Source organism: Sphingobacterium sp. IITKGP-BTPF85, from assembly GCF_001006065.1.
GTDB lineage: Bacteria > Bacteroidota > Bacteroidia > Sphingobacteriales > Sphingobacteriaceae > Sphingobacterium > Sphingobacterium anhuiense.
Window position 1 is genome coordinate 1 of record NZ_ASZT02000138.1, and the last position, 14,077, is coordinate 14,077.

Below are 14,077 nucleotides of genomic sequence, written 5' to 3' on the forward strand. Positions count from 1 at the left end.
AAAAAGAGTAAGATTCCGTAGCTCAGCTGGTAGAGCAATACACTTTTAATGTATGGGTCCTGGGTTCGAATCCCAGCGGGATCACAGAGAAAAAGCCAATCGCAAGATTGGCTTTTCTTGTTTAAAAATATTAGGATTCAAACATCAGCATTGAGATGGGTCCGGGGATAGCTATTTAACACTTAAAGCTGCTGCAAGGCTTGTTTCACAATGTCCTTGTTAGGTTTAGAAATGGGTATTTTTTCTCCAGATATTAAGAGTAAAATACCACCATCTTCTTTTAGCCAACTTTTTACATATTTCGGGTTTACTAAATGGCTTTGGTGAGTTCTTAAGAAACCGTTAGGGCACAATAAATCTGCATATTCCTTCAGTGATTTTGAAATCATTATTTTTTCTTCACTAGAAAGGAAGAAATGGGTGTATGTATTATCGGCTTCGCAACGTATAATTTCTGATAAAGCAATGTACCTTATTTCGCTTTGCATGGGTAAGGCAATTTTGCTTATGGTCGGTTCTGGCTTTTTAAGCTGTTGCAATAAAAAATCGAGTTGTGAGGTTTGTATTTGCCTTGTAAATTTGTGCTCGGCCTTTTTTACCGCATTCATTAACTCTTCAATATCAATCGGTTTTAAAAGATAATCCAAGGCAGCGAATTTTACAGCTTTTATCCCGTATTGGTCGTAAGCAGTAACAAAAACAACATCGAAATTACGCGTTGGAAGTAGTTTTAGCACATCAAAGCCTGTCTTATCGCCCATTTGAATATCCAAAAACACTAAGTCTGGCACATATTTTTCAATAACATCAACTGCATCACCTACACTTTGCGCTGTTGCGATTATAGTTATCTGCGGACAATGCTTTTCTAGCAAAATCCGCAGGTTTTCTAAGTTAGAAATTTCGTCATCTATTAAAACTGCTCTCATCATATTATAGCCAATCGGTTAATGTTAAGCTTATTTTAGTACCGTTAGAATTTGATTGTATAGCTAAGGTAAAGTGATTTTCTTTATAAACACTATTCAATAGTGTTATTCGACGCTCAGTTAACAGCAGCCCCAATCCATCGTTCTTGTTTTTCGTGTCAAATCCATTTCCATTATCAATAATATTTAACAACAAATTGCTCGCTTGTTTGATAAATTCAATCACAATTTTTCCTTCGCTAGCTTTTTGCGATATGCCATGCTTCACCGCATTTTCGACAAAAGGTTGTAGCAACATGCTTGGTATATCAGTGTTATCCAAATCTAAGTCTCCAGACTGATTAATTTCATACTTAAAGCCGAATCGTAATTGCTCCATTTGTAAGTAATCGTCTAGTAAATTTTTTTCTTGTGATAAACTAATCAGTTCTGTATCATCAAGTACGTTACGGGTCAACCGAGCAAATTTAGATAGATATTTATTAGCGTTGTCTATGTCGTTTTTGTTCATTAAATTTTGAATACCAGAAAGTGCATTAAACAGAAAATGAGGATTTAATTGAGATCGAATTAAACTAAGTTGTAGCTTTGCTGTATTTTTTTGCTGTTCATTTTCAACTAGCTTTTTCTTATTTCTTTTTTTGCTAAAGTAAAGAATAATAAAAGATGCTAATCCAATAGAAAAAAATACAATTAGCGTATATGTTAAAAGTTCTTTTTTGCTATAGTTTTCTTGGTCTAATGTTATGGAAAGAGTATATCTGCTTGTATATTTATCGATATCTTTTGTTGCTGAAGTATTCCACTTGATCAATGGTTGAATACTAATTTCGTAATCTCCAGATTTTTTGAAAATGTTTTTGTTCATCTTAACATAAGGTGAAAGTTTATGTTCATCGACATAGCCCCATATTGCCATGAGGCTGACTCAAAGACTGTTTTATTTGTTTGCTTATCTTTTATGGAGATAACATAAACATAATCAATATCAGATCTGTCTTTTACAATGGTAAGTTCATCGTCTTTCTCAGTAAAAACAATAGCTGTGTTTTGTTTTGGATCAACGATATAACTGTAATCAACTCCTTTATCAATTGCGTACCGTTTTGAAATAACCTTTATTTTAGCCTTGGGAATAGGCTTCCCGTAAAATACAGATTTGTCAATATCTAGGGGCTTTTCGATGCTGTAGACTAAGGTTGTAATGGTTTTTCCGGTAATAGGAAAAGCACCAAGTGTTGCAGATCTGAAGGTTTCGTCTGGTCTATCGACATTTCTTAGTTGCGCTTGGTCTATTGGCTTGTTTACAGCTATCGGTTTATCATCAACTAAAATGCTATACCGATAGTGCTGTACATTGTCTGTTTTTCTGAAATAGATTTGGATACTTACATTGCTTATTTCAGGTAAATAATTAAAGTAAGTGCTAGGTTTGTTGGGGAACATATTGTCATAATAGATATTTCCCGCAGCACTATCAACACACATAAGAAGCTTCCCTCCAGCGGCGTACGTGTGGGAATAGTTGATACCTTTTTGCGCATTTACTGTAAATAAAGCAGTAAAGAAACTGAGAACTGTTAAAATTAGCTTTTTCATAATGTTGAGTTTAATTTGCATCAAACTTGCGGTAATAATAGCAAAACTAAAACCATAAAACAGCAAAGGCAGTGTTTGAAATAGTAAATGTAGTATTCTATACAGAATTTAAAATTTTTATCTTTAAAAATAAGTATTATTCAACGTTAAATTTTTAATATTTCACCATAAATCGCTATTACTACAATATTCAGGTTGTTAATTATTTAGCAATTTATTCCCCATTTCAATTTGATTCTATCGCAGCAAATCTTCCATTAGGTAGTAAATAAGAAAAGCTAATCTTTCGATTGGCCTCTCTTATTTTAATAGAATGAAATGTCGTGAGAAACGTCGACTGTAGTGAATTAATTTATCTCTTGTAATTTGGCTTATTAAGCAAAATTGGTGTCGGATTTAGACGTACCCAGTTCGTTGCAAGTTCACATAGGCAATTAAGATCATCAGCAAATCCAGTATTACGAATATCTTTGATATAAGTCTTTGCCTCTTCAAGTTCAGTAGCAGGTAAAGCGTGCTCAGAAGTTAAGTGAAGGTAAAATGCATCCAACATTTTTTTGAAATCAATGTTCCAGTTTCCACCCCCATTACGGTATATTTCATCACGTACTTTCCCTGCAATTCGCACAACCTCCCCTTGCACTGTGTCAGCGTTTCCCTTTGATGGCACTAATAACTCCCACAATTCTTCAAATTGTTTCTCCCAGCTTGTTCCATTTGCAATTATTGGTGATACACCATCATGCATAGTACGTTTCTTGACAGGTGCAACTTGATATATCTCATAGAGTTTGCTTAACGCCTGGTCTGTCTCTTGTAAATAGTCTTTATTAAAATTCTTCCGATGAAATTCAAAACCTTCTCCTATTCGAGTAATTTCATCCTTCATTTTTTGAGTGATTTCGGATTCACTTTGCAGTAATATTCGCGATATTTCCACCAAATGTACAATGTCAATATTGTTTGCACTACTTAAAGCTCGCTCGAGGGGCGTTTGTTTATATGAATTTAGCGCTTTGGTATCTGCACCGTAGGCTACAAGTTGTTTGACAGATGAAGCATTAAAACTACTTCCAGCCGCAAAATGTAGCGGTATGTCCCCATAGCTATCCACTGCCTTGACATTCGCGCCCAATTCTAAGAAGACGGCTAACTTGCCACTTCGCATCATCGCATGTTGATGCAGTGCCGTACGTCCATAACTATCGACAGCTTCGATGTCCGCTCCGCTTTGCACCAACCAGCGAACAAGTTCATCCGGAACATTGAAAAAACTAAGAGCTGTTGCTTTTCCATAACCACCTCTTGCATCGAATTCACACGTATCAAATACTTTTTTAAGATTGTCTATATTATTTTCAGTAATTAATTCACTGAAATTTTTCGGAAGTGTTTTTTTCTTTTTTGCCATTATTTATCGGTTTCGGATTCAATAAAAATTATTGCCAATGTTTTGGACCCTTACGAAATTTGGTATTACAATTTCTCTAATCCAAATTTAACACAAAATTTTAATTGTGTTACTCCCATTACTTTGATTTGCCGTCAAAGTCGCGTATTTTACTGTTAGCAGCATTACATAATTATAAATGTCGCTCCTACTTTTTTGATCTGTCATGCTATCGCAAATTGAAGCTCTATTTCTGAACTTCCGTCTCTGTGGAACCAAAAAAGGAATATAAGAGAAGGGAAGCCGCTCTTTTTGCTTTACTGTCTACAGGAACAATTTTTAGACTCAATTCCATATTTTTTAATATACCATCCGTTCCCCAAGTGATATCTTTACCAGAGCCATTTGAAATTGTACCGTCTTCTTTAATGACGAGTGAAACTTTTCCGTCATTGGACAGTAACTCATTACCTTTTAAATGGACCAATAGCTCTCCTGTGTCAGACTTCAATTCTCCTGCTGCCGTAATAGTACCGATAAACTCTTTACCCACATAGCACTTTCCTTCCTTATCCATACTTAATACAGCTTCAGCAGAACCGCCATCGCTATCCAGAATCTGAAATGCCTCTAAAATCATGACCGGTTTATTTTCTTGTTTTTGTTCGACTTGAACGGTAACGACTGAATCTGCATATGGATACTTAGCAAGGTTATTTTGGCCTGTCCAAGATAATAAGAAGAAAAACGTTCCGTTTAACAATAGTGTTCCCATGACGAATAATTTATAATTAATAAGTTAGTATTCTTTAGTTTATTGTAGTGTTCACGTCGTGAACTTTATATTCATTTGGCCTGATCCCGTTTTACTCTATCTATCCAGGTGTACAATTTTTTCAATCTAATTCCACTTTTAAAATTGATTTGATCTTTTGCTTCTCAAAAGTAAGCTCATAAAAGAACTTCTTCTCCTCATTCAGGCTTTGAAAAAAATCTTCGGAAGATTGCTTCGATTCCGTATAATATTTAAAATCATCAGACAGTTCCTGGCTTTGTTCTATTGCAGAGATACAATCCAAGTCATAGATAAATTTTTCACGTTCATTCTTGCCATCGTCATCACTAATAGATGCAATGGCAGTGTGAATAGTAGCACAATTAAACAGTAATACCTTCCTATTTTCCTCATTTTTCAATCGAATGTTCGTGGCAAATAAAACACGGTCTATTCCGACCGTCTTTTCACAGTCGCAATTGTGGTCCTTTGCATTATGAGTATCCTCTAATTTAGCACTATGACTACAAGAGAAAAAGGCATATACTATAATCAAAAGCATTGTTGATTTCATGCTATCCTTTTAAATAATTATTATGGTATATCAACTGAAAATTCTGATTGTGCATGCTTAACGCATTAAATATACAATACTACTCTCTGTTATTGAGGTAATGATGTAAAAAAGAATTTCTTAATTAAACTTAGTCGAATATTTGTGTACTTACAAAAGACGATCTTATAACAAATAGTTTATTTGCTTTTAACTGATCAAATCATCGCCAAAGCTATGCCAAATAATCAAGAAATTGTAGGTATTGTCAATTCTATCAATCACAGGAGGTTAAAAAACGGTGAAATGTGAGAAGTCCTGCCAGCTGTATTCAAGATATTGATCCACCCCTATAGTATTCATAAATCAACGAATATATTTATTTAAAAAATTACCATAAGTGGGATAATTAAGTATCTTTATCTATTATAATCTTGAATATGAAATTAATTACATCAATTTTAATCCTAGTTGCAACTTTTTGCTTAGTAACAAGCTGTAAAAAAAACCGTAATTGTGACAATATCTTAAACCAGGCACCTCCTCGACGCATTGGCCTTACCTTCACAGATAAGGAAAATGGGTCCAACCTCATCTTGACAAATGCTTTTGGCGAAAAGAATATAAGTGTCAGTGTTGGAGAAACTGGCACACCATTCTATGACTGGCATATCATTAAAGGTTCAGAAAATTCACCAATGAATGGATTTATGGAGATTATATTCTTCAACGATACCCCTGGAGACCATAGTTTTAAGATCCAGATTCAAGGAAAAGAAACGATCATCCTCTCGTACACCATTTTAAAGGAAAAAAGTGAAGAATCCTGTCGCCTTTTTTCTTATCCTATAACAGGACTTAAAATTTCAAATTATAGTTGGGATATATATAAGCAAAATGGAAGTATAGTACCACTTGTTTTAGTTGTAAAAATGTGATCGTTTTAAAATGATCTTCTATTAATTTTTTACTATAATGCTAATTGAAGAAAAAATGATGAATAAGATAACTTCATTAAAATGCTAAGACGTATGTATACATGACGTCTTAGCGACTAGATTTTGAATGATCACTGAGTCCGATTACGCCCTATAGATAGGACGCAATACAACATTGATAAATAAATTCTTAAAAGGATTAGGTCATTTGACTATTGCGTTATCATAGCCATTGATTGAATTTTTTGATATACCATGTTTTAACAAACTGTGTAAGTGTGCAGTAAGAAGCTAGTATGGCTATAAGCCAAGGAAAATAACTCAGTGGTAATTGTTGCATATATAATGCACCTGCAAAAGGTGAAAACGGAATCAATACCCCGATAACCATAATCAGAGAAGTTAACGCCACTACAGGCGAAGTAGCCCAACTTTGGATAAATGGAATTTTTCGCGTGCGAATCATGTGAACAATCAATGTCTGTGAAAGTAGTCCTTCAATAAACCAGCCGCTCTGAAATAAACTTTGCTGTTCTGGACTATTCGCTTTAAAAACAAAGAACATAACTGCAAATAGCGCATAATCGAAGATGGAGCTAATTGGGCCAATATAAAGCATAAATCTTTTAATGCCTGAAGCATCCCATTTTTTAGGTTTCTCAATGAAATCTTCATCCATTCGATCCCATGGAATAGATACCTGTGATACATCATATAGTAAATTTTGCACTAATATTTGCACCGGTAGCATCGGTAGAAATGGCAGAAAAGCACTGGCGCCCAACATGCTGAACATATTTCCGAAATTGCTACTCGCAGTCATTTTGATATATTTGATGATGTTTCCAAAAGTTCTCCTCCCATAAATTACTCCTTTTCTCAAAACCATCAAGTCTTTTTCGAGCAAAATTATATCAGCACTTTCTTTAGCAATATCCACCGCTGTATCGACACTGATTCCTACATCGGCATCTCTAAGTGCGGCTGCGTCATTAATACCATCACCCATAAAACCAACTGTATGACCTTTTTCTTTAAGTATTTTAACAACCCGAGATTTTTGAACCGGGCTTAATTTTGCCAGAATAGAAAGCTCTCCAATCTGTTCCTTTAATTCCATATCAGTCATTTTTTCAACTTCAGCCCCCAAAAGTACCTGATCAAAAGGAATACCTACATCTTGGCATATCTTCTTGGTGACAATCTCGTTATCACCTGTCAATACTTTAATATTCACACCTAACTTCTGTAATGCTTCAATTGCTGCTTTAGCGGATGGTTTAGCAGGATCAAGAAAACCGATAAATCCAGTTAGCGTCATATTTTGTTCATCTTCTAAAGAATAATTCAGTGCTCTGTCATCAAATTCACGTATAGCAACCAGTAAAACCCGCAGCCCTGCTTCATTTAGTTTATTTGAAGTTCTTAAAATCATCTTCCGCATCGCTTCATCCATAGGCATTACCTGATCTGATTGAATATGTAGCTGTTTATCATCTCCCGGATCAAAGGCGTGACTGCACAAATTAAGCATTTCTTCTACCGCCCCTTTACAGATGAGCAGATGTTTACCATTTCGTTGTTTTAACACAACAGACATTCTACGTCTTTGGAAATCAAAAGGAATTTCATCGACTTTTAAAAAATGCTCTTCCACTTTCAGGTAGTCATGTAATTCGACATGTTCGAGAACAGCAACATCGAGCAGGTTTTTAAGGCCTGTTTGATGAAAACTATTCAGATAAGCCCATTTGAGTACCTCTTCATCTTCCTGTCCGAAAATATTCAAGTGTCTTTCCAAAACGATTTTGTCCATAGTCAGCGTACCCGTTTTATCTGTACACAGTACATCCATTGCTCCTATATTCTGGATGGCATTGAGCCTTTTGATAATCACTTTGTGCTTACTCATATTCACTGCCCCTTTTGCAAGATTTGCAGTTACGATCATGGGTAGCATTTCCGGGGTCAGACCTACGGCAACGGCAATTGCAAAAAGCAGTGCATCCCACCAGTTTCCTTTAACGAATCCATTGATCATGAAGATTAAGGGCACCATGACAACCATAAAACTGATCAAAAGGTAGCTCACTTTATTAACCCCGATATCAAAATTTGTTTCGGCACGTTTACCCACAATAACTTTACTGAGTGAGCCAAAATAAGTTTGATTTCCTGTATTGACGACAACTGCTGTCGCATAACCACTTACCACATTGGTTCCCATAAAGCAGATGTTATCCAGCTCTACCAGTGGTTTCTCTTCAGCGTCCCGAACAGCCAAACTTCTCTTTTCTACGGGCAAAGACTCTCCTGTCAGCATAGATTGACTTACAAAGAGATCTTTAGATTTTACGATACGGCAGTCTGCTGGAATCATATCTCCCGCATAAAGCAAAATGACATCGCCAGGCACTAATTTCTTAATATCAAGCTCTTCCTTTTCAGTCATATTCCTTACAACTGTCGCGGTAGTATTTACCATGCTTTTAAGTTGCTCAGCGGCCCGATTACTCCTGTATTCTTGAAAGAACCTGAGTAGAGAGCTTACCATCACCATAATACCGACCATTACAACCGTTTTATAATCGGTCTCCCCGGGACTGGCCAACCATACATCCAATATAAAGGAGATCGTGGCAATAATAAGAAGTATGCCAATAAAGGGGTTGATAAATGCCTGAAATAGTTGCTTTATCCATGTAGGCGCTTGTTCATGGTGCAACTCGTTAAAGCCAAATCTACTTAACCTCTCTTTGGCTTGTATAGAAGATAAACCGCCGATATGGCTTTCCAGCATGGCGAAATAAAAATCCTGATCCGATCTTGAAACATTTTGCAGCTTGGTCGCAGCAGCCTCATCACTACCTTTTGACATAATTTTTCTTCTGTCAGTAATCGTTTTATCTTTTAAGCGCTCTTTTACGTTAATCATGGTATTAAATAGATATTGTTAGTTATACAATTGGAAATGAAGCGATATCACACCAATCATTATCAGATATTTTAAATTATTATTAGTTTTTGGATATTGGTCCTTGGGTTATTAATCTATCTACGATGGGGCTAAAGATCATTCTCCATACCAGCTTTATTCCAGCTCACTTCAGAAACTTCATGTTCAATCGTTAATCGTCCCGCAATCCGCTCCATAATCGCATCTTCATTGCTATTTGCCAGTATTTCAGCCATTATTATTGCTCTGCTTGCGTCTCCATCATCAGTACTTTTTAGCGATCTTAACAACAGTTTTTCATCACTTCCAGTGAACTGAAGTAATAATACTCTCAAATGATTTTCCACATCTTGTCTGCATTTTATAATTAAGAGATACGCGACTGGATTATCAGCACTATTTACAGGTATACGGCTCAACTTTGTACCTAAAGGACGCATCACCACGTGCGTAATAATCAGAAAGACGGTAAAGATGGTGGCTTCAGAAAGAAAATCCAATCCGCAGGATGCTCCTATGGAAGCTGAGCACCACAGGGTAGCTGCTGTATTTAGTCCCCTTACGTTCACACCGTCTTTCATTATTACTCCTGCACCAAGAAATCCGATGCCACTTACGACGTAAGATATTACTCTACCAGAAGCATCTCCGCCAACTTTCACCCCAAGTGAAACGAACATGCAGGCGCCAAGACATACCAACATATTGGTTCTTAGTCCGGCCATCCGCTGTCTCCATTGACGTTCAGTGCCGATCGCTGCACCAAGTGCAAATGCGATAGATAATCTTAAAATAAATTCAAATAGTGTCATTGGCCCTCCTATTTTTAGTGTGTGTGAGGCTATACCTAACCGTATACAACAGTGAGGATGATAATCTTAAAAAGAGGTACCTGAAAGGGTAATTTTGCTTGTCACAGATGCGATCCACTATAGAGACCACCATCATTGGTCTTATAACTGAAGCAACTGAGCAGTCATACACGACAAGATCGTGTGTGTATTTTTTAAACAGTTTTGAAAAATGAAACATAACGTTGTTTTAGGCCTGCAATCGGCATAAAACAAGGTTATGATGATTCGCGGGCAATTAAATAATTATCTCTTGTGTCTTTGAATGTGGGCCTGAGTCCATATTGTTTTTGTTTAAATGTGTTGCAAATATAAAATGCATACCGCTAACACGCCATTAGAGGATCAACAGAAATTTATTAGAAATTTATTAGAATTTGGAGATAAGATAAATGTGAAATTTCACTGATCAGCGTAGGACCACTATGTACAGCACGGGTTATCGAGTCACGATTTAGTACAACGATTTTTTGAGCAGGCGATAAAATTTCCGTTCTAGGTTTAAAATCTTTTATAGTCATGCCTATGATAGGGAGTCATCGCATTAGGAATATCTACTTCAATAATACCTATTACTCATGAAGTGAAAACAAGATGATGAATAGTTTAGATTTAAATTTGACAAGCTTTTTTAAGTTCCCAAAAATAGAAATTACTCATCCATCTTGTAAATTTTTGCAAATGGGCTAAATGCACAAAGGTATTACTTCCGGGAAAATACTTGTTTATCCCAGATTGATATTTTCTGTATACCGGTAGACTTGGTCCGGTATATCAGTTTATTGTTTTCTATCGTAATTTCACTGTAAGGTGCATGGTGATCCTTATCCTCGGGCATGACCAATGTGTCTTTCTTGATATATGCCTTATAGACATCGCCATGCTCTCGGCCTTGGTATTTACGGGTCCAGTCGATGATCGTTGCAAATTGGTCATTATCAAAAGTTATCTGCAGGCATCTGGTTGTTTTTCTGTCAATCCATGTTCCACCATATTGTTTTTGGAGCTGTGTTATCGTGACAGATTTTTGGCTATAGCCGTTTGATGGGTATAAAAACCAAATGATTAGAAAAAGAAAGATCTTGTTAAAGGCTAGCATAACGTTAAATATAAGAATTTCCGTTTAAACCTTTAGAAAGTAGGATGACAGAACCTGACTGCGGCGCCGACATCGATCTAAAATTATTATGCACACCGCTGTCAGGTTCCGATTATATTGCTTTACACTAATCGCGCAGAACTAAGTTCATTAAGTATTAAGCTATCAATTCAAATCTTCAGCTATCTTAAAGTTTGATCATAAAACACAAAGTTGATGTCATTCCACAGTTTGCTGCTCCTCTATTTTTTGAATATATCAGACATTGTTTCCTTGTCTAATACAGCCATGTCAAGTAGTTTCAATGATTTTACCATGGTAAGCGTAGTTGTTTTATACTTTTGAAAATGTGGAGTTTTCAGATGTTGCTGGTAAGCCTCATCGTTGGCGTAAATTTCCAAAATACGGATCTGTGATCGATCAGCTTTAATGTACATCGGAAAAATGGCTATTACACCTGGTTCTAATTTTACAGAGGCAGCTGCTTCTTCTTTTAAAATAGCACAGTATGCATCAAAATCTTTCGGATACACTTCAATTTCTGAAATTCGTACCAATTGTTTATTGCTATTAATCGTAGTATCCTGAACTGAGCTTTGTGCAAATATGATTTGACTACTTATTAGCATCACCAGGATTGTCAAAAATGGTAATTTGAATATATTTTTCATCTTTGTATTTGTTTGTTGGCAATAGCATATTCTTCCTCTGAAACAGCCTGTAACCAGGTCACATTTTCTTCATCTTTATAATTGGTGATCGCAATGTGGATCATGCCACTTACTGCAGATGCGCCATGCCAATGCTCCACATCTTCAGGAATATTGATGATATCCCCTTTTTTAATCAACTGGGCGACTTGACCTCTTTCTTGATAAATACCTGTACCATCGGTGATAATCAATACTTGACCTCTTGGATGTGTATGCCAGTTTGTCCTTGCTCCAGATTCAAAAGTAACATTGCCGAGGGCAAAATCATTATTTTCATCTTTTTCTTGCAACAGATTTAGAAATGCATTTCCTGTAAAATATCCATTGGTTATTTGATTTCCCTTTTCAAATATTTCATTTATTATTTGTTCCATATCCTTCTATTTATTGGTGTTACGTGAAAATTGCTTTCGGTCGTCATGACTACAGGTATAACCTTCTATGATAGTTATTGTTTTTAACTCAGGTCTTTGACAATCTATTTATTTACACCCAGTACAAAAATCCTAATTTAATAGAAAATATATGGTATATAAATCACGGAATCTCTTACCAATTTTACTGATTTATCATTACACTGATCGGCATTATATAAATGTAAACTAGCTCTTTGACACCTAAAATAGAGAAACTATCAATTAATTAAACGAAATCAATAAATTAATCATGTGTCACATTGTTAATCAGAATTTAAGGTTTTCCAAGCTTGAAATGTCATTTCGAATTTGATCTCACCTTTTCCATGCATACCCACCTCCTTCCAACCCGCAGTTTTGTAAAATATTGAAGCTCTTGTACCGGGTGCAGTTCCCAGCCAAACAGTTTGCTTTGTTTTATCGAAATACCAATTCAGCATAACATCGTGCAGTTGTTTTCCAATGCCCTGTTTTTCATAGTCTGGATATACAAACAATGCCCAAATATTATAGTCAACTAGATCAACAATTGAAAAGCCAACGATCCTCTGGTCAATTTCACATATCCAGCCTCTCCCTCTTCTTATTAAAAAATCTTCACAGTCCTCATCACTTACCAGATTAGGATCTGAAAGCATATTTTCCTTGACGGCATTTCTCACAACTTGTATCTGCGGGATATCTCCGACTCTTGCTACTCTAAATTTCATTTTAATTTTTAATGATTCGTTATTATTGCATTTTTCTAGGAATTGTGTTCACGTTAGCTTATTTGTATATCGTAAATTTATTATGAGACAGGTTAAATCCAAGATTTTCATATATGGCAATATTCTCAATTCGCTTTTTGTTTGTGGTTACTTCAATACTTTTTAGGTTATTTTGATCAGCAATCTCCATAATTTCATCAATCAATTTTCGCCCTATTCCTTTGTTTCTGAAATTCTGTGTTACGTAGAATTCTTGAATTTCGCCGACCAGTCCACTATGATGTAACAGATACTGCGTATGGAAAGTTATAAATCCCATTTTCCCATCTAAATTTTCAGCAATCAAATAATAATAATTTGGGTTTTTAATATTGTTATTGAATATCTCTTCAATAATTTCTTTATCTAAGATTTCATTTTCAAGTGCACACAAGCAATCGTAAACAAAGTCAAAATCTGTGCTTTCGATTCTTCTAATAGATGTAGATAATTCCATAAATTTTTATTGTAAAAAGTATAATTCAATTTATTTGATTAAAAATGATAATTATAAACGAAAACTCCTAAATAAACTGAAACAATTATAATAGGTTAATTTCAAACATTTTAGTACGATATTTCAGTTTAATATTTTATGTAATTTACTGATCGATAATTATTAAAACTTAGTGAATATTGAAATTTAGTTATCATTATTTTTATTTAATAAAAAGCAATAATAACGCAATCAATATTCTATATTTGCAGCTTTAAACAATTCATTAACATTCATGAAATTAAAACTAACCTTTTTGATGCTGCTATTGGCAGTACTAGTATCCTGTAAAAAAACAACAAATGTTGATGTTTCACTTTCTAATAGTGGGAAACTCTCCTATAGACTAACTGATGAAGCTGGAAAGGGTATTCCAAATGTAAAATTATCTTTGTTTGACCGTTTAGAGAATTACTATTCAGACAATAATATTTTAATCGATGAGCGCCTAACAGATGCAAATGGTCTTGTAGATTTTGGAGACCTTAATCCGAAAAGCTACCTCATATTTGCAGATTCTGCAAAAGTGAACAATGTGAATTATATCGTTAAAGAATATATCCAGGTTGTTACGGGGATTACTAAACATAAGGATCAGTAGCGTCCTAAATAA

The 14,077-nt window shown here is 35.3% G+C and carries 15 protein-coding genes and 1 tRNA gene; 3 read left to right on the plus strand and 13 right to left on the minus strand.

The features are described from left to right. The first annotated feature begins 11 nt into the window (after nt 1–11). Nucleotides 12–84, plus strand: a tRNA-Lys gene (locus L950_RS20265). A gap of 98 nt (nt 85–182) precedes the next feature. Here L950_RS20265 and L950_RS20270 read toward each other — a convergent pair. The 6 genes from L950_RS20270 to L950_RS20295 form a co-directional block, all read right to left on the minus strand. Beyond that, entirely contained in the window at nt 183–932 is a 750-nt protein-coding gene (locus L950_RS20270; RefSeq protein ID WP_021190615.1) for a LytR/AlgR family response regulator transcription factor, read from the minus strand. Between the two features lies 1 nt (nt 933). Then, the gene (locus L950_RS30885; protein WP_231577484.1) at nt 934–1,797 is read right to left on the minus strand and encodes a sensor histidine kinase; all 864 of its coding nucleotides are present in this window, start codon (nt 1,795–1,797) and stop codon (nt 934–936) included. Continuing rightward, nucleotides 1,794–2,528: a hypothetical protein gene (locus L950_RS30890; RefSeq protein ID WP_197086595.1), complete on the minus strand. Its 735-nt coding sequence runs from the start codon at nt 2,526–2,528 to the stop codon at nt 1,794–1,796. Before L950_RS30890 ends, L950_RS30885 begins: the two co-directional genes overlap by 4 nt. A gap of 352 nt (nt 2,529–2,880) precedes the next feature. Beyond that, a complete protein-coding gene (locus L950_RS20285) occupies nt 2,881–3,939 on the minus strand; it encodes an ankyrin repeat domain-containing protein (RefSeq protein WP_021190618.1) in 1,059 nt (352 codons plus the stop codon). Between the two features lie 226 nt (nt 3,940–4,165). Next, the gene (locus L950_RS20290; RefSeq protein WP_021190619.1) at nt 4,166–4,693 is read right to left on the minus strand and encodes a hypothetical protein; all 528 of its coding nucleotides are present in this window, start codon (nt 4,691–4,693) and stop codon (nt 4,166–4,168) included. A gap of 121 nt (nt 4,694–4,814) precedes the next feature. Then, nucleotides 4,815–5,267 carry a hypothetical protein gene (locus L950_RS20295; RefSeq protein ID WP_031288652.1) on the minus strand — a complete coding sequence of 151 codons (453 nt, stop codon included), beginning with the start codon at nt 5,265–5,267 and terminating at the stop codon, nt 4,815–4,817. Nucleotides 5,268–5,686: 419 nt separating this feature from the next. Here L950_RS20295 and L950_RS20300 point away from each other — a divergent pair, with 419 nt between their 5' ends. Continuing rightward, on the plus strand, nt 5,687–6,184 hold the full coding sequence (locus L950_RS20300) for a hypothetical protein (RefSeq protein ID WP_021190621.1): 498 nt from the start codon (nt 5,687–5,689) through the stop codon (nt 6,182–6,184). 223 nt (nt 6,185–6,407) lie between these two features. Here the strand turns inward: L950_RS20300 and mgtA are convergent, their stop codons facing one another. From mgtA to L950_RS20335, 7 genes are all read right to left on the minus strand, one after another. Next, entirely contained in the window at nt 6,408–9,119 is a 2,712-nt protein-coding gene (gene mgtA, locus L950_RS20305) for a magnesium-translocating P-type ATPase (RefSeq protein ID WP_021190622.1), read from the minus strand. Nucleotides 9,120–9,250: 131 nt separating this feature from the next. After that, nucleotides 9,251–9,952, minus strand: coding sequence for an MgtC/SapB family protein (locus L950_RS20310; RefSeq protein WP_021190623.1), 702 nt, complete (start codon nt 9,950–9,952; stop codon nt 9,251–9,253). 742 nt (nt 9,953–10,694) lie between these two features. Continuing rightward, nucleotides 10,695–11,090: a hypothetical protein gene (locus tag L950_RS20315; protein WP_021190624.1), complete on the minus strand. Its 396-nt coding sequence runs from the start codon at nt 11,088–11,090 to the stop codon at nt 10,695–10,697. 242 nt (nt 11,091–11,332) lie between these two features. Beyond that, nucleotides 11,333–11,761 carry a putative quinol monooxygenase gene (locus L950_RS20320; RefSeq protein ID WP_021190625.1) on the minus strand — a complete coding sequence of 143 codons (429 nt, stop codon included), beginning with the start codon at nt 11,759–11,761 and terminating at the stop codon, nt 11,333–11,335. Then, complete coding sequence (locus tag L950_RS20325; RefSeq protein ID WP_021190626.1) at nt 11,758–12,177, minus strand: cupin domain-containing protein; 420 nt, start codon at nt 12,175–12,177, stop codon at nt 11,758–11,760. Before L950_RS20325 ends, L950_RS20320 begins: the two co-directional genes overlap by 4 nt. 305 nt (nt 12,178–12,482) lie before the next feature. Next, nucleotides 12,483–12,929: a GNAT family N-acetyltransferase gene (locus L950_RS20330; protein WP_021190627.1), complete on the minus strand. Its 447-nt coding sequence runs from the start codon at nt 12,927–12,929 to the stop codon at nt 12,483–12,485. A 58-nt stretch (nt 12,930–12,987) separates the two neighbouring features. Further along, nucleotides 12,988–13,425, minus strand: coding sequence for a GNAT family N-acetyltransferase (locus tag L950_RS20335; protein ID WP_021190628.1), 438 nt, complete (start codon nt 13,423–13,425; stop codon nt 12,988–12,990). 274 nt (nt 13,426–13,699) lie between these two features. On the opposite strand from L950_RS20335, the gene L950_RS20340 reads away from it, so the two are divergent. Further along, nucleotides 13,700–14,065, plus strand: coding sequence for a hypothetical protein (locus tag L950_RS20340; protein WP_021190629.1), 366 nt, complete (start codon nt 13,700–13,702; stop codon nt 14,063–14,065). Nucleotides 14,066–14,077 lie beyond the last annotated feature (12 nt).